The 14,984-nt window shown below is 68.5% G+C and carries 15 protein-coding genes; 11 read left to right on the plus strand and 4 right to left on the minus strand.

The window, feature by feature from the left end; genetic code table 11:
- Nucleotides 1-645: 645 nt before the first annotated feature.
- Both ACFYLW_RS02780 and ACFYLW_RS02785 read right to left on the minus strand, forming a co-directional pair.
- A complete protein-coding gene (locus tag ACFYLW_RS02780) occupies nt 646-1,035 on the minus strand; it encodes a hypothetical protein (RefSeq protein WP_390182741.1) in 390 nt (129 codons plus the stop codon).
- Entirely contained in the window at nt 1,032-4,277 is a 3,246-nt protein-coding gene (locus ACFYLW_RS02785) for an error-prone DNA polymerase (RefSeq protein ID WP_390182742.1), read from the minus strand. The genes ACFYLW_RS02780 and ACFYLW_RS02785 overlap by 4 nt, the downstream gene beginning before the upstream one ends.
- Before the next feature lie 104 nt (nt 4,278-4,381).
- Between ACFYLW_RS02785 and xth the strand changes: the two genes are divergently transcribed.
- Both xth and ACFYLW_RS02795 read left to right on the plus strand, forming a co-directional pair.
- Nucleotides 4,382-5,182, plus strand: a complete 801-nt coding sequence (gene xth, locus ACFYLW_RS02790; RefSeq protein WP_390182743.1) for an exodeoxyribonuclease III — start codon at nt 4,382-4,384, stop codon at nt 5,180-5,182.
- A gap of 48 nt (nt 5,183-5,230) precedes the next feature.
- Nucleotides 5,231-5,707: a DUF3833 family protein gene (locus ACFYLW_RS02795; RefSeq protein ID WP_292084042.1), complete on the plus strand. Its 477-nt coding sequence runs from the start codon at nt 5,231-5,233 to the stop codon at nt 5,705-5,707.
- Nucleotides 5,708-5,712: 5 nt separating this feature from the next.
- Here the strand turns inward: ACFYLW_RS02795 and ACFYLW_RS02800 are convergent, their stop codons facing one another.
- Together ACFYLW_RS02800 and ACFYLW_RS02805 are read right to left on the minus strand one after the other, a co-directional pair.
- Nucleotides 5,713-7,233, minus strand: a complete 1,521-nt coding sequence (locus tag ACFYLW_RS02800) for a DNA polymerase Y family protein (RefSeq protein WP_292084041.1) — start codon at nt 7,231-7,233, stop codon at nt 5,713-5,715.
- Nucleotides 7,148-7,906, minus strand: coding sequence for an ImuA family protein (locus ACFYLW_RS02805; protein WP_390182744.1), 759 nt, complete (start codon nt 7,904-7,906; stop codon nt 7,148-7,150). The genes ACFYLW_RS02800 and ACFYLW_RS02805 overlap by 86 nt, the downstream gene beginning before the upstream one ends.
- 195 nt (nt 7,907-8,101) lie before the next feature.
- Between ACFYLW_RS02805 and ACFYLW_RS02810 the strand changes: the two genes are divergently transcribed.
- The 9 genes from ACFYLW_RS02810 to ACFYLW_RS02850 all read left to right on the plus strand — a co-directional run bounded on the left by ACFYLW_RS02810 (nt 8,102) and on the right by ACFYLW_RS02850 (nt 14,952).
- A complete protein-coding gene (locus ACFYLW_RS02810; RefSeq protein WP_292084039.1) occupies nt 8,102-8,665 on the plus strand; it encodes an SOS response-associated peptidase in 564 nt (187 codons plus the stop codon).
- A 43-nt stretch (nt 8,666-8,708) separates the two neighbouring features.
- On the plus strand, nt 8,709-8,981 hold the full coding sequence (locus ACFYLW_RS02815; protein ID WP_292084038.1) for a hypothetical protein: 273 nt from the start codon (nt 8,709-8,711) through the stop codon (nt 8,979-8,981).
- A 694-nt stretch (nt 8,982-9,675) separates the two neighbouring features.
- A complete protein-coding gene (locus ACFYLW_RS02820) occupies nt 9,676-9,972 on the plus strand; it encodes a DUF736 domain-containing protein (RefSeq protein WP_390182745.1) in 297 nt (98 codons plus the stop codon).
- Between the two features lie 64 nt (nt 9,973-10,036).
- On the plus strand, nt 10,037-10,918 hold the full coding sequence (locus ACFYLW_RS02825) for an ArdC family protein (protein WP_390182746.1): 882 nt from the start codon (nt 10,037-10,039) through the stop codon (nt 10,916-10,918).
- Nucleotides 10,919-11,054: 136 nt separating this feature from the next.
- Entirely contained in the window at nt 11,055-11,318 is a 264-nt protein-coding gene (locus tag ACFYLW_RS02830; protein ID WP_390182747.1) for a helix-turn-helix transcriptional regulator, read from the plus strand.
- Entirely contained in the window at nt 11,315-11,869 is a 555-nt protein-coding gene (locus ACFYLW_RS02835) for a DUF2840 domain-containing protein (protein ID WP_390182748.1), read from the plus strand. The genes ACFYLW_RS02830 and ACFYLW_RS02835 overlap by 4 nt, the downstream gene beginning before the upstream one ends.
- On the plus strand, nt 11,866-12,378 hold the full coding sequence (locus tag ACFYLW_RS02840; protein ID WP_390182749.1) for a S26 family signal peptidase: 513 nt from the start codon (nt 11,866-11,868) through the stop codon (nt 12,376-12,378). Before ACFYLW_RS02835 ends, ACFYLW_RS02840 begins: the two co-directional genes overlap by 4 nt.
- Complete coding sequence (locus ACFYLW_RS02845; RefSeq protein WP_390182750.1) at nt 12,375-13,061, plus strand: lytic transglycosylase domain-containing protein; 687 nt, start codon at nt 12,375-12,377, stop codon at nt 13,059-13,061. Before ACFYLW_RS02840 ends, ACFYLW_RS02845 begins: the two co-directional genes overlap by 4 nt.
- A 181-nt stretch (nt 13,062-13,242) precedes the next feature.
- The gene (locus ACFYLW_RS02850) at nt 13,243-14,952 is read left to right on the plus strand and encodes a DUF3363 domain-containing protein (protein WP_390182751.1); all 1,710 of its coding nucleotides are present in this window, start codon (nt 13,243-13,245) and stop codon (nt 14,950-14,952) included.
- Nucleotides 14,953-14,984: the final 32 nt, after the last annotated feature.

Genomic DNA, 14,984 nt, shown 5'->3' on the forward strand with positions numbered 1-14,984 from the left:
CAGGTGAAAGCCGACGGGACATGCCTGGCGGCGGTGGACGGTCGCGGCGTCGCTCCTCGACGAGGCGCCCGCCCGGCCCTCGCTCGGGCTGATTGGAGAGGGACATATCGAAAGTCCGTCTCGGCCGACCGCCGCGCCGGGTGTGTCGGGAACCGAACACTGGGGGTGGGGTTAGTTCAACACCCTGTGAATCCAACCCCTGTTCGGAGGCGCCCGTGCCGAGGGATACGGCCAACCCGCTGCTTGAAAAGATCGATGCCTTCCTGACAGAGGCCCTTGGCGGAGCGCGACCCAGGCGCGCGCGCGGCTGTTGGGCAAGGCCGTCTACTGGAACGAGATCCTGGCCAAGGCTGAAGGGCGACCCTGCCGCAGTCGTCCCTGAGCGCGCCCGCTTCAAGCGGTCGCCGGAGCCCGCCCGCCGCCACGCGTGCTTGCCGGTTCGGAGACGGGACGCCTTCATCCGGGTCCGCGGTCTTGTCGCGACGTCCCTGGTCAGGCCTGAGAACGCCTTGCCGAGAAGGGACCTCGTCTGCGTCCATGCAGGTTGAGCCGTCGGCTAGACGAGACGTCCTGACGCCTTGTCTTTGCGATCCACGCGCGGCCGCGGCGCCCCGATGTTCGACCGCATTGCGATGGCTCCCCCCGTCAGGCGGCCTGATCAAGATCGCACGGGAGGGCCAGACCATCCCGGGGAAAGCCGAGCGCCGGATTGCTGAGCACCTTGATGAAGCGCTCGCCTTGGTAAAGACAGATGGTGTCAAAGCCGATCCAGAGGGCTTCGACCACATCCAGGGCCTTGATCGCAGAAGCATCGTCTGCGGCGTCCAGGACGCAAATCTCCCGCGCCGGGACCCCGGGCATGTTAACGATGCAGAAGTATGAATTCACGCCACTTTCCTCGAACTGGCGCATCAAACGAGACAGGGGCTCCGCGGTTCCGCCCGATTCTTCTGATCTCTCGTGTTTCGGTGCGCGGGGCGTCGGATAGGGGCGGACCTTCTCCTTTGATCGTCCCGCATCGATCATCTCGGTCACCTTGACCGCGACTTCACCTTGACGGCGTCCAGGGACAGGTCGGGAATATAGATGTCCCGGGCCCTGGGCCTGCGCGCATCCGGGGCGCCGCTGCGGCGGACTTCGTCGCCGCGTCCATGGGGCAGGGGGAAGGCGTCGCCGTGATCGCCGACCGAGGCCAGGAGGCCGGCGCCGTCGTAAAGCCTCGTGGCGACGATGTGGACCACCTCTCCCTCCTTCTGCACCTTGCCGTCGACGATCAGCAGGCTGGAGCCGAGGACGATCCGCCTCTGTTCTTCATAGAGACGGGGCCAGATCACCAGGTTGGCGACGCCGGTCTCGTCCTCGATGGTGATGAACATCACCCCCTTGGCGCTGCCCGGCTTCTGACGGACCAGGACCAGGCCTGCGACGCGGGTCAGACGCCGGTCTCGCATGGCCGTGCCGTCCGCGCAGGTCATGACGTGACGCCTCTCCAGCGCGTGGCGCAGGAAGGTCAGCGGGTGGTCACGCAAGGTCAGGCCGATATGGTTGTAATCCTCCACGACATCCCGGCCGGGCGTCATGGCGCGAAGCGAAGGGGGCGGCTCGGGGACCTCGGGTCGATGGGTCTGGTCTCTTTCATCGGCGGCGGCGAACAGGGGCAAGGGGTTGTCGCGCAGGGCCTTCAGCGCCCACAGGGCCTCGCGGCGCTCCAGGGCGAGCGACGGCCGAAAGGCGTCGGCCTCGGCCAGTTTCACCAGGCTCGAGACCGGGACGCCGGCGCGACGCCATATATCGTCAGGCGAGGTGAAGGCGCGATCCTCCCGTGCGGCGACGAGCCGGGCGGCCTCGCCATTGGAGAGGCCTCGGACCATCCGCAGGCCGAGCCGGACGGCGAAGCCCTCGCGGGTCGGCTCCAGGCTGCAATCCCAGCGGCTGGCGTTGACGCAGACCGGTCGGACCTCCACACCGTGCTCGCGCGCGTCGCGGACGATCTGGGCCGGGGCGTAGAAGCCCATCGGCTGTGCGTTGAGCAGGGCGGCGCAGAAGACGTCCGGGTGGTGGCATTTGAGCCAGGAGGAGGCGTAGGCGATCAGGGCGAAGGAGGCCGCATGGCTCTCCGGGAAGCCATAGGAGCCGAAGCCCTCCAGCTGGCTGAAGGTCCTGTCGGCGAAGTCGGGGGCGTAGCCGCGCTCGACCATGCCCCTGATCAGCTTGTCCTTGAAATGGCTGACCCCGCCGGTGAACTTGAAGGTGGCCATGGCGCGCCGCAGCTGGTCAGCCTCCGAGGCGGTGAAGCCGGCGCATTCTATGGCGACCCGCATGGCCTGTTCCTGAAACAGGGGAACGCCCAGGGTCTTGCCCAGAACCTTCTCGAGCTCCGGCCTGGGATAGACGACGGGCTCCCGACCCTCCCTGCGGCGCAGATAGGGATGGACCATGTCGCCCTGGATGGGACCGGGGCGGACGATGGCCACCTCGATGACCAGGTCATAGAAGGTGCGCGGCTTGATGCGGGGCAGCATGGCCATCTGGGCCCGGCTCTCGATCTGGAAGACCCCCAGGGTGTCCGCCTTGCGGATCATGGCGTAGGTGCGGGGGTCCTCGGCCGGGATGGACGCCAGATCGAGATGGACGCCCTTGTGCTCGGCCAGGAGGTCGAAGCCGCGCTTCATGCAGCTGAGCATGCCCAGAGCCAGGACATCGACCTTCATGAACTTCAGGGCGTCGATGTCGTCCTTGTCCCATTCGATCACCTGGCGATCCTTCATCGCCGCCGGTTCGATGGGAACCAGGTCGTCCAGGCGGTCATGGGTGAGGACGAAGCCTCCCGGGTGCTGGCTCAGGTGACGGGGGAAGCCGATCAGCTGTCGCGACAGGTCGAGGGCGAGGCGCAGCCGACGGTCCTGAAGGTTGAGGTTGAGTTCCTCCGCGTGCCGATCCTCGACGCCGTCGCTTGAATAGCTCCAGACCTGGGAGGACAGGGACCTGATCAGGTCTTCGCTCAGGCCGAGGGCCTTGCCCACGTCGCGCAGGGCGCCGCGCGAGCGGTAGCGGATCACGGTCGAGCACAGGGCGGCGTGGTTGCGGCCATAGGTCTCGAAGATCCACTGCATGACGATCTCGCGCCGCTCGTGCTCGAAATCGACATCGATGTCCGGCGGCTCCTTGCGCTCCTGACTGATGAAACGCTCGAACAGCAGGTCGCTGCGCTCCGGGTCGATGGAGGTGACGCCCAGGACAAAGCAGACGGCGGAGTTGGCGGCCGATCCCCGGCCCTGACACAGGATCTCACGGCTGCGCGCGAAGCGGACAATGGAATGAACCGTCAGGAAGTAGGGCGCATAACCCAGGTCGGCGATCAGTCGGAGCTCATGCTCCAGGAGCTTGCGGACCTTGTCCGGCAGGCCTTCGGGGTAGCGGCCCGCGGCCCCCTGCCAGGTCAGACGCTCCAGGGCCTGTTGCGGCGTCAAACCGGGCAGCCCGGCCTCATGCGGATACTGATAGGCCAGTTCGTCCAAGGAGAAACGGCAGCGATCGGCGATCTCGAGGCTTCTGGCCAGGGCTTCGGGGTGGCGATGAAACAGGCGGTGCATCTCCCGGGCCGGTTTCAGATGCCGGTCCGCAGATCGCTCTCGGCGGAACCCGAGGCTGTCGATTGTGCAGCCTTCCCGAATGCAGGTGAGCACGTCCTGGAGGATGCGCCGGTCCGGATGATGAAACAGGACGTCATTGGTGACGACCGTCTTCACCCCTGCGCCCTCCGCCATCATTGACAGCTCATGCAGCCGCATCTGGTCCCGGGGACGGCGTTGCAGGGTCAGGGCGAGATGGGCCTCCGCCGCGAAGACGGCCCGCAGCCGCTCAAGTCGGCGCCGCGTGACGTCGTCCGCGTGGTCGGAGACCAGGATGGCGATCAGGCCCTCGGCATAGGCCTCCAGGTCCTCCCAGCCCAGAAGGCACCGGGCCTTGCCCCCGCGCCGCTTCCCCAGCGACAGCAGGCGGCAGAGGCGGGCATAGGCCGGCCGATCCATGGGATAGACGAGGATGGCGCTTCCGTCGGTCAGCTCCAGTCGGCAGCCGACGATGAGCCGGACTCCCGCAGCCTTGGCGGCCTCGTGGGCGCGGACCATGCCGGCCAGGCTGTTGCGGTCAGTGACGGCCAGGGCCTCGATGCCGCAGACCGCCGCCTGATGGAACAGCTCCTCACAGGCGCTGGCGCCGCGAAGAAAGGAGAAGTGCGAGGCGCACTGGAGCTCGACGTAGCGGTGGTCGGTCATGCCCGATCGCGCCGAGCCGGAGGAAGGCGGACGGTTCTCGCTGCTGCGCGGGGAGGAGCGAGTCGCGTTGCAACATCCGCCGGCCGGGGGCGTTGGCCACAGGCATGCGGATCGCGACCTATAATGTGAACGGCTTCCGGGGACGGCTCGAGGTCCTGCTGCGCTGGCTCGCCCTGCGCCAGCCGGACATTGTCTGTCTGCAGGAGCTCAAGGCTCCGCAGGAGGCCTTTCCGATCGCCGCCCTGGAGGAGGTGGGCTATGGCGCCGTCTGGCAGGGACAGAAGAGCTGGAACGGCGTGGCCATCCTCTCGCGGGGCGACACCCCGGTCGAGACCCGACGCGGCCTGGCCGGAGAGGCCGACGACCTGCAGAGCCGCTATATCGAGGCGGCGGTGAAGGGGGTGATCGTGGGCTGCCTCTACCTGCCTAACGGCAATCCCGCGCCCGGTCCCAGATTCGACTACAAGCTGCGCTGGTTTGAACGACTTGCAGCGCGGGCGGAGGCCTTGATGGACAGCGGCGCGCCCGTGGTTCTGGCCGGCGATTATAACGTCATGCCGACCGATCTGGACGTCTACGCCCCCGAACGTTGGCGCGACGACGCCCTGTTCAGGATCGAGGTGCGCGAGGCCTATGCCCGCCTGCTGGATCAGGGCTGGTGCGACGCCTTGCGCGCCCTGCATCCGGATGAGGTCGTCTACACCTTCTGGGACTATCTGCGAAACCGGTTCGCCCGCAACAGCGGCCTGCGTATCGACCACCTCCTGCTGAGCCCGGCGCTCCAGCCTCGTCTGCGCCGCGCCGAGGTTGATCGGGAGGTGCGCGGCTGGGAGAAGACGAGCGATCATGCGCCCGTTTGGATCGAGGTCGCCGACGAGACTGTCCGGCCCAGGGCGAAACCCTGACGCTGCTGCGGGGTTGGTCGGGAGGCCTTCTTCTTGCGGAACCCCCATATGAACATTTCCGACTTCACGGGCACGACCCCCGAATACCGCCCCGAGACCTTTCTCAGCGCCCGCCTCGAGGGCTGGGGCGTGCTGGAGCGCATGACCGGCGGTCTGCAGCAGCGCTTCACCGTGGCGGCGCGCGGACACTTCGATGGAAGCGAACTGGTCTTCACCGAGACCTGGACCTTCTATGACGGTCATGTCGATACGCTGAACTGGTGCATCCGGCCGCTCGGCGATGGTCGCTATAGCGGGCGCGAGGATCGCGTCGACGGCGAAGCCGAAGGCGACCAGGCCGGCTGCGCCTTTCATTGGCGCTACAGTCGCGACGTGCCTCAGAAGGACGGGACCTCGACCAGACTGAATTTCGACGACTGGTTCTATCGCATCGACGAAACCGCGGTGATGGTGAAAGGCGTCGCGGGCCGCATGGGCCTGCCGTTCGCCACCGCCCATGTCCTCTATCGTCGCCTGGAGGGCTGAAGGATTCATCCGAACTTCCCGTGGATGAACCAGGTCTGGGGACCGGTCCGGGCGTCCTCGCCGTCGCCCGCGCGGAACAGCCAGAACCGGTCGCCTCCGTCGTCCTCCACCTGGAAATAGTCGCGCACGGCCCACATCTCGGCGTCGCTGCGGCCCCATTCCCCATGGATGCGTTCGGGACCGTCCGCACGGCGGATGCGGCGGCGGACGCCGCGCCAGGTGAACCAGGCCGGGGGATTGTCCGGGAGCAGGGCCAGGGTCTCGACCGGTTCAGGGGTGGGGAACAACCGGATCGGGCGAGGCCAGTCCGTGCGCCAACTGGACGCCTCTGTCCCGCCGAGCGGCGCGGCGCGGCGCACCGAGCGCTCGGGGACGTCGCTCTCGACCGACGCCACGCTGTAGAGGCGGCGGGCGCCGACGCGGTTGGCCAGGACATCGACCAGACCCGCCACGTCAGGGTTCTCGCTGTCGCTCAGGCCGGTTGAGCCGGGTCGCCAGTCCAGCGGCAGGGTGATGGAAGCCGCGAGCGTCATGCGCTCGATGCCGAATCCTGGGTTTATGGTCTCTATCTTGTCTCGCAGCAGGCGTGACAGCCGATCCCGGTCACGCACCGGGCGGGCCAGCCCCACCCGCACCGCCTCGACGCGATGGTCGACCCTGTGGCACAGCCAGTCGAGCCGGCGGGCGCCCAGACCGCACCGCTCGAGTTGGAGACAGAGATCCTCGACCATCAGGCCGACTTGATGTGAGAGGGTTTCGGCCGCCCCGATGGGCTCGGCGAAGCGGCGCTCGGCGCGCGGCTGCTCCGCTTCGATCACGGGGATGATCGGCTCGAAGACCCGGCCCAGGGCCTGGTCGAGCCTTAGCCCGGCCTCGGGTCCGAACCGCAGGGTCAAGGGGCCGCGGGGCTGCCGTTCCAGATCCAGAACGGTCTCGAAGCCCATGCGGCGCAGTCCATCGACCAGGTCCGGATCCAGACGCAGGCAGGCCAGGGGCAGGGGGCCGAGCCTTCGACCGACCTGGCCTTCGGCCACGACGGCGGGTCCGGAGGAATAGCGGGCGACCGCCCAGGCCGCCCCGTAGGCGGGGGCGATCACGCCCCGGGCCTGTACGCCTGCCGCCGCCAGTCGCGCCTCCATGTCGGCGATGAGCTCGGCCTCCCCGCCCTTGAGATGGGCCGCCCCCGTGGCGTCGATCGCCAGACCGTCGGGGCCGTCCGCGGCGCAGACCGGGGCGTAGAGGCGAAGCGCCCAACAGGCGAGGCGTTCAAGGGCTGCGGCGTCGCCCAGGGGATCGGCTGCGAAGGACGAAAGTCCGGGCGCGAGCGCGTGAGCCTGGGTCGCCGCCATGCCGGGCCGCAGGCCCAGGGCTCGCGCGATAGGGTTGCAGGCGGTGAGAAGGCGTCGGCGCCGATCCCGTCCGATCAGAACGATCGGCGCCTCAGGCGGCGGCGCGGCCTCGCCCAGCCGCCGGCGCAACCGATCGATGGGCCAGTTCGGCAGGTAGAGAGAGACGACCCTTTTCATCACAGGCTTCCAGAGAGAAATCGGCGCAGCCGCCTGACCGGCAGCGGAGCAGTTCCACGAGCCAGCGCGGCCGACCGACGCCGGGCGCAGGCAGGGGCGAGGAGGGTTGGGGCGTGATCCGCCAGCGGGTCGCAGCCGCCGTAGGCTGGCCGAAATCCGCCGCTTCGGCGGCCCGTCGCCATCGACGAACGGCCAGGCCCGTCACCCCCGAAATCTCGGCGGCCAGTTGCAGACGCCGCGATGCGGTCATTGACAGCCTGGCCGTCTCGGCGACCACGGCGGCGAGCCCCCCGTGGCGCAGTCCTTCCTCGAAACAGGCCAGCAGACTCGTCTCGTCCGCGGCCTCAAGACAGATCAGACGCCCCGGGTCGAGGCCGGCTTGTTGAAGGGCCGGGGCGAAGAGGTCGGCCCGGGTGACGCACCACAGGACCGGACCTGACAGGCGGGCCGCGATTCCCGCAGCGAAAAGGGCCGCGGCCGCGCCGTCGACCGCCCCGTCTCCGCCCCCGGCCACCTCGTGAAGGGCCCCCAGGATCAGCCCGCCCTGGGGCAGGGCGGCGTCGAGAGGGGCGACCCCGAAAGGCAGGACGCCGGCGGATCGGCGATCCCCGGTTTCCAGATTCTGGATACGGGCGCGCAGTTCGGCGAGCTCGGCTGCAGGCCGGATTGACATGAGGGCCTCCTTTCCGAGGTCTGAAGTTCCTGTTTTGTTCTGGTTCTCAATTCGGTCCGGAGTCAACGGTCCCTTGCGGCGCCGCTTTGCGAATCCCTGTGAATCCTTTGCGGCTCTCCCGCGCCGCCGGGCGGAACAGGGCGTCAAACCGGGTCAGAGGAAGCCGAACGGGGTTTGGGGCGTTGGAACGGGACCATGTGCAACAACTATCGCCTGCATGTTCCCGTCAACCAGTTGGCGGCGCCCTTCAGCGATAGCGGCCGGACGCTCGCCATGCCCGAGGGTTCGCCGAACCTTGAGCCGAAAGACTACCGGATCGGCGATCGCGCGCCCGTCGTCCTCGCCGGGGAGGGCGGCCTTCGGCTGGTGACGACGCCCTGGGCCTGGAAGGGGCCGACCGGAAAGCCGGTCTTCAACTTCCGGTCCGAGGGCCGGTCCTTCGCCGGATCGACCCGCTGCCTCATCCCCGCCGACGGCTTCTACGAATTCACCGAGCCGAAGGTGGCGGGCAAGAAGACCAGGTGGTGTTTCACCCTGATCGACCAGCCCTGGTTCTGGATCGCCGGGGTAATGAAAGACGGCGCCTTCGCCATGCTGACGACAGAGCCCGGCCCGGACGTGGCCCATTATCACGACCGTCAGATCGTCGTCCTGCCGCCAGGGGCCGGCTTGCCCTGGCTCGACCTTTCCGCGCCGGACGAACGGATCCTCAGACCAGGTCCCGCGGGCTCGCTCTTCGTCGAGCGGGTTTATCCATAGGAGCAAGGCTTGGCGGCGACCCGACTCAGATTAACCGCTGCACATGACCCCTGATCAGCTGACCGCCGCCCTCGACGCCATGCAGCAGGCCGCCGGGGACGACGCCCAACGGATGCCTGGATTGATCGCCGTGAACAGCGCGGAATGGTGCGACAGCCTCCATGCGGTTGAGCACGTCGCCAGGACCCTGGACGAAGGCATTCGGCATCGAGGGATCAAGATCGTGGTCTCATCCCTGTTCGAAACCAAGGTCCTGACCCGCGCCGAAGCCGCTGATCGCGGCGAGCCCTATTTTGGCCTCACCTCCGCGGACTGAGGCTCGACGACCGGCCAGGCCTGGCCGGGTCCCGCGGTCAGGCCGGTTCAAGAGCGATCAGGTCATCGCCGCGGACCTGCACGCAGACTGGCTGCGCCTTTGAAGGATGGAGTGAAGGGATGCGGCGGCGAGGCGGCGTCGCCATGCGCTGGACGGCTCCGCAGTTCAGCCGTCGCTCAGTCCTTCTCGCTTCTGCAGCCATAGCCGGGAGCGAAGAGGACCGCCGCAAATTCGATGGGTCCTGACGTTGCCGAGGGCGCCCGCGTCAGGCTCGGCGGGCCGCCATTCCGAGCTTTCACCTAGCGGCGCCCGCATCTGAAGTCCGGCAGGATTGGACGTCGATTCTCAAAACGGCCAGGTCGGAGCCTTGCTTCCGAGGGGCAGGGAAAGACCGAAACCTGCTGGGCGCCTGGCCAGGTGCTTCCGTCCAGCGGCCGGTCTTCCGTCCTTCGCGCCATCCGGCGCGGCCTCTCCGTGAGGCGGATCTGACCGGGACCGGTCGGCTGGCGCAACCGTCAGGACGACTTTCTTCCCCGGCCTGCGGCCTTCCTCGCGAAGCAAGAAAGACGGTCCCTCCGGTCCTCCGCTGCGCTGCGGGGTCTCGCTGCGCTCGCCCTGCGCGCCTTCCGGCCCCGGCCTCCCGATCGCCATCGAGGCCGCGACAGGCGTGGCCCGAAGCAAAGGAGAGACTGACATGGCCGCTATCGGATCCTTCATCGCCCAGGGCGACGGCTACACCGGTTCGATCAAGACCCTGACGCTCAACGTGAAATCGGCAGCCTTCAGGCCGAATGAGAAGAGCGACGACAAGGCCCCGGATTATCGGATCTTCGCGGGGACGACGGAGTTCGGCGCGGCCTGGAAAAAGACCAGCCAGCAGAACCGCGAATACCTCTCGGTCAAGCTGGACGATCCGAGCTTCCCGGCCCCGATCTACGCCTCCCTGGTCGAGAGCGACGAGGGGCACAGCCTCATCTGGTCGCGCAACTGAGAAACCGGCGGCGGCGCCAGGGGCGCCGCCGCCATCCCTTCAGACCCTTTTCGAGGAGGCCGCCATGTCGCGCCCCGCCGCTTCCGTTCGCCCCGATCCCCATGCCGAAATCACCGCTCTCATTCTCGCCGATCTCGAAGCCGGCGTCCGACCCTGGAGCCGTCCATGGACGACCCAGGGCGCAGTCTCCCGTCCCTTGCGTCACGACGCAGAGCCCTATCACGGGGTCAACGTCCTGACCCTCTGGGTCCGGGCCGCCCGCTGCGGCTACGCCCGTCCTGTCTGGATGACCTTTCGTCAGGCCCTCGCCCTCGGCGGTGCGGTGCGAAAGGGCGAAAAAGGCGTCCCCGTCGTCTACGCCGCGCCGGCGGCGGGCGATGACAGGGATGATCAGCCGGAGGCGCGGCGCTCTGGCCGTTTCCTCAAGCGGTACATCGTCTTCAACCTGGACCAGATCGAGGGGCTCGGTGATCGATATCCCCCGCCGGACCGTCCCAACGCCGCGGACCGGATTCACCATGCGGAACGCTATTTCGCCGCGAGCGGCGCCGATATCCGGGAGGGCGGCGACACAGCCTGCTACCGTCCGGACGCTGATGCCGTTCACATGCCGGCCTTCGAGGCCTTCCGGGATCGGGAAGCCTACTACGCCGTCCTGGCCCACGAACTGGTTCATTGGACGGGTCATTCCTCCCGTCTGGACCGTGATCTCAAGCTCGGTCGCTTTGGCGAGGAGGCCTATGCCCGCGAGGAACTGGTGGCCGAACTCGGCGCCGCCTTCGTCTGCGCGGACCTCGGCCTGACCCTCGAACCCCGGCCCGACCACGCCGCCTACATCGCCTCCTGGCTGCGGGTCCTGCGCAATGACACCCGCTTTATCGTCGCCGCCGCCGCCCATGCGGAACGCGCCGCGAGGTTCCTGGCTGAAAGGCAGCCGCCGCCCTGATGCGAACGGGCGTGATGACGCGCGGGCATCGCCTGATGCCCGCGCGCCGACTGCCGCAAACGCCGGATTGCCGAAATCCTTGGCCTGTCCCGCCGCCGATATTCGACGGCGTTCCAGCCCTGCAAGGATTGCCGTCATGCACGACGCCCAGACCCCGATGCCGCCGCGCTACCTCCGCACCGCCGAAGCGGCGCGGCATCTCGGCCTGTCCGGACGAACGCTCGAGAAACACCGCTGCTACGGCACCGGTCCTCTCTATCGGAAGATCGGCGGACGGGTCGTCTATGCCGTCGGCGACCTTCAGGCCTGGGCGGATCGCGGCGTCAAATCCTCCACCACGGACCCGGGCCACGACCGAATCTCCCCTGCGCGCCGCTCGCATGGGGGCTCGGGGCTATGACCGGCCGGGATGAGGAGGGCCCTCCGCCGCCCTATCTGGCCTATCACCGCGAACCTGTGGTGATGGCGGGCGCGTCGTCCCATTCCGCCGACCTCCTGACCTGGGTCGAACTCGTCTTCGACCCGGGACGTGCAGAACGCTGGATTCGTTTCGGTCAGGCGGTCGACCAGCGCATCGTCTCGCGCCGGAACCGTTTCGTCGCCTTCCCCCCCGGCGCCGTCTTCGCCTATGTCCGCTGGACCGCCGACGCCTGTGGCGCCGTCGTGTCGCGCCTCGACATTCTCCAGGCGGCCGATCCGACCCGCGACCGGGTCGCTATCCCCGGCGTGGTTCCGGGCGCGGTCAGCCTGCTTCGATTGAACGGCTGGCCGCGGGTTCGCCGAGCCCTCGATCTGATTGACGCCGTAGAGGCCGGCGGCTTCGAACCGGGCGAGGTCGCGCCCGACTACTGGCGCCACGTCCACGCCCGGATGACGGTCAGCCTGCCGCCTCTGGCCTATACGGCAGAGCGTCACCGGGTCTTTCGTCTACGCCAGCAGGTCTCGTCATGAGGCCGGTCGCGCTGGCATGGGCCGGGCTGGCGCTTGTCCTTCTCGCGCTCGGCCCGATTGCCGCCCGCACGCCGCGCCTGATCTGGAACGTTTCCGGAAGCCTTCCGGTCGGCCTCTACCGGCTGGAGCCGACACGCGCGGTCGCCGCAGGCGACCTTGTCGCCTACCGCCCCAAGCCGGAATGGTCGCGGGCCTTCGCCGCGCGCGGCTATCTGCCGGACGGCGTCCCGCTCCTGAAACCGATCGCGGCGACCGCGCCTTCCGTGGTCTGTCGCGAGGGACTTCTGATCACCATCGACGGCGCTGCGGCCGCCATGGCGCTGGAAAAGGACCGCGCCGGACGCCCGCTGCCGCGCTGGAGGGGATGCAGAGTCCTCGCTCCCCAGGCCGTCTTCCTGCTCGCGCCTGATGTTCCGGACGCGCTGGACAGCCGGTATTTCGGTCCGGTCGACCGGAGGGATCTGATCGGCCGCATCGCGCCGATCCGCACCAGGGAGGATCGCCGATGAGCGCCCGGTCCTTGTCTGGCAGGGGCGTAGTGCGCGCGGCGGCGGTGGGCCTGGCCCTGGCGACGACTGGTTTTCCGGGCGTCCCGATAGCCTTCCCGGCGGTTCCGGAGCCGCGCCGGCAAGCCCCTGCCGGACGCGCGGTCGATGACCTGATCATCCAGGCGGCGAGCCGTTTCGGACTGCCTCCACACTGGATCCGGGCGGTCATGAAGCAGGAGAGCGGCTTCAATCCGCGCGCCACATCGCGCGCGGGGGCCATGGGTCTGATGCAGATCATGCCCGCCACCTATGAGGAGCTGCGGCGATGGCACGGCCTCGGGGCGGACCCTTACGATCCTCGCGACAACATCATGGCCGGCGCCGCCTATCTGCGCGAACTGCACGACCGGTTCGGCCTGCAGGGCATGTTGCCCGCCTACAACGCCGGGCCGCGGCGTTACCTCGAGCATCGGGACAAGGGTCGCCCACTGCCTCTGGAAACCCGCGACTATGTCGCCCGAATAGGGTTCCTGGACAGGATGGCGGCGTCGCCCGCCGCGCCTCGGATCATGGATGTCCCCGCAGCGGATCCGCACCAGGCGCCGCTCTTCCCGGACATGCCTCAGTCTTCCGGTCATGAAGGGGCCGGGCTCTTCCCCGTGTCGGCGCCCGCCGCCGGCTCAGATCCGGTTTTGCCGCGATGAGGCTCCCTGGAAAGGTGAAAAAGGGAGGGCGAGATAAAAGCCGCAAGGCGCGGCGAGGGTGGGGGAGGGTTTTTGCCTTTTGTATCAAGGTCTTGAATCAAGGTCTGTTAAGGCTTCGAGCCTTGCCCGACTGGCCATGTCACGGGAAGGACGCATGTTTTTGCGCCTTTTGCCTGCCGTCATGACCCGAGACGACGACTTCCAGGTGCGGCCCGGACGCATCCGCGGGGCGTCAGGATCGCGGATCGATACGGCGCTGCGCCAGGTTCTGGTCGCCGTCGCCCGCGCCGGCGGTCGCCCGCGCGGACCGCGCGTAGGCAAGGGAGGCGGTTCAGGCGGAAGCACCTTTGGGCGGGGGCGCGCGGCCGTGGTTCGCAGCCTCCACGCAGGGACGTCCCGGAGGCGGGTGGTCGTCAAGGCGCGGGTGGCGCGGCGAAGCTCAGGAGGGCTCGCCGCGCACATCGGCTATCTCCAGCGCGACGGCGTGACTCGGGACGGCGAAGCGGGGCGGCTCTTCGGCGCCGAAGGCGACATGATCGACGCCTCTGCCTTTGCGGAGCGGTCAAAGGACGATCGTCATCATTTTCGCTTCATCGTCTCGCCGGAGGACGCGGCCGAACTCGCCGACCTTCGCGCCTATGCCCGCGATCTCATGGCCGAGGTTCAGCGGGATCTCAGCGCGCCGCTCGACTGGGTCGCGGTCGATCACTGGAACACCGTCCATCCCCATATCCATATCGTGCTGCGCGGAAGGCTGGATGACGGCTCCGACCTGGTCATCAGCCGAGACTATATCAGCCGGGGCTTTCGCGCGCGCGCCGAGGCCCTGGCGGAGCTTGAACTGGGGCCGCCGAGTCCGCGTGAACGCGTCGTCGCGCTGATGCGGGACGCCGAGGCCCAGGGCTGGACCCGCCTCGATCGCGCGCTCGAGCGCCTGGCCGACGGCGAAGGCGGTGTAGACCTGATCCCGGCGAAGTCGCTCGGCGATCCGGTCGGCGTCCGGGCCCTGGTTCATCGGCTCAGGACGCTCGAAGGGTTCGGCCTGGCGGTCCCGGCAAGCCCGGGCCGATGGCGGCTGGAGAAGGGGATCGGGGAGCGGCTGCGCGCGATCGCCCGCGAGACTGAAACGGCCGCTCGTCTGGCGGCGGCGTTGGAGGCGCGCGCGCTCGTTCGGGCTCCGGAACAGTGGGCGACCTCGGCCCTGTCCGACGTCGTCGTCGGACGGGTTCTTGCGCGCGGCCGGGACGACGAACTGCGCGGCACGGGTTTCGCCGTCATCGACGGCTTGGACGGTCGGGTTCATCACATCACCTTGGCGGACGCCGGCGCGCCCGATCCCAGGGTCGACGCCATCGTGCGCGCCAGCCCGCCGTCGCGCGGCGCCCATCCGATGACGGTGACGCTGTCCGACCTGGACCTGACCGGCCAGATCACCGCCAGGGGCGCGACATGGCTGGACAGGCGAGCGCTGGATCCCAACCCCTTGCCCGAGGCCGGCGGCTTCGCGGACGAAGTCGCCGCCGCCCGCGAAGCGCGCATTGATCATCTGGTCGCCGATGGGCTGGCCGAACGGCGCGGGGCCGGCGTGCGCTTCGCGCCCGGCCTGCTGGAAATCCTGAAGGCGCGGGAGATGGCTCTCGTCTCGGAACGGGTTCGGAATGAGACCGGCCTGGTCTTCCGTCCGACAGCCGAGGGGGATGAGGTTTCGGGCGTCTACCGCAAACGCGTGGACCTGGCCTCGGGACGGTTCGCCATGATCGACGACGGGGCGGGCTTCACCCTCGTGCCCTGGCGGCCTCCGCTCGAGCGAAATCTCGGCCGATCGGTCACCGGATTTGCGGGCGGCCGAGGCGAAATCCAATGGCGCCCGCCGCGCACCCTGGGCCGCTAGGCCTGGACCCCAAGACCTCAACCTCGGAAGGA

Source organism: Brevundimonas sp. NPDC007368 (assembly GCF_042869015.1).
Classification (GTDB): domain Bacteria; phylum Pseudomonadota; class Alphaproteobacteria; order Caulobacterales; family Caulobacteraceae; genus Brevundimonas.

What these genes read in the sequence shown, in the direction of transcription:
- ACFYLW_RS02785 (WP_390182742.1), bottom strand. Translation starts at nt 4,277, where the DNA reads ATGACCGACCACCGCTACGTCGAGCTCCAGTGCGCCTCGCACTTCTCC.
- xth (WP_390182743.1), top strand. Translation starts at nt 4,382, where the DNA reads ATGCGGATCGCGACCTATAATGTGAACGGCTTCCGGGGACGGCTCGAG.
- ACFYLW_RS02795 (WP_292084042.1), top strand. Translation starts at nt 5,231, where the DNA reads ATGAACATTTCCGACTTCACGGGCACGACCCCCGAATACCGCCCCGAG.
- ACFYLW_RS02800 (WP_292084041.1), bottom strand. Translation starts at nt 7,233, where the DNA reads ATGAAAAGGGTCGTCTCTCTCTACCTGCCGAACTGGCCCATCGATCGG.
- ACFYLW_RS02805 (WP_390182744.1), bottom strand. Translation starts at nt 7,906, where the DNA reads ATGTCAATCCGGCCTGCAGCCGAGCTCGCCGAACTGCGCGCCCGTATC.
- ACFYLW_RS02810 (WP_292084039.1), top strand. Translation starts at nt 8,102, where the DNA reads ATGTGCAACAACTATCGCCTGCATGTTCCCGTCAACCAGTTGGCGGCG.
- ACFYLW_RS02815 (WP_292084038.1), top strand. Translation starts at nt 8,709, where the DNA reads ATGACCCCTGATCAGCTGACCGCCGCCCTCGACGCCATGCAGCAGGCC.
- ACFYLW_RS02820 (WP_390182745.1), top strand. Translation starts at nt 9,676, where the DNA reads ATGGCCGCTATCGGATCCTTCATCGCCCAGGGCGACGGCTACACCGGT.
- ACFYLW_RS02825 (WP_390182746.1), top strand. Translation starts at nt 10,037, where the DNA reads ATGTCGCGCCCCGCCGCTTCCGTTCGCCCCGATCCCCATGCCGAAATC.
- ACFYLW_RS02830 (WP_390182747.1), top strand. Translation starts at nt 11,055, where the DNA reads ATGCACGACGCCCAGACCCCGATGCCGCCGCGCTACCTCCGCACCGCC.
- ACFYLW_RS02835 (WP_390182748.1), top strand. Translation starts at nt 11,315, where the DNA reads ATGACCGGCCGGGATGAGGAGGGCCCTCCGCCGCCCTATCTGGCCTAT.
- ACFYLW_RS02840 (WP_390182749.1), top strand. Translation starts at nt 11,866, where the DNA reads ATGAGGCCGGTCGCGCTGGCATGGGCCGGGCTGGCGCTTGTCCTTCTC.
- ACFYLW_RS02845 (WP_390182750.1), top strand. Translation starts at nt 12,375, where the DNA reads ATGAGCGCCCGGTCCTTGTCTGGCAGGGGCGTAGTGCGCGCGGCGGCG.
- ACFYLW_RS02850 (WP_390182751.1), top strand. Translation starts at nt 13,243, where the DNA reads ATGACCCGAGACGACGACTTCCAGGTGCGGCCCGGACGCATCCGCGGG.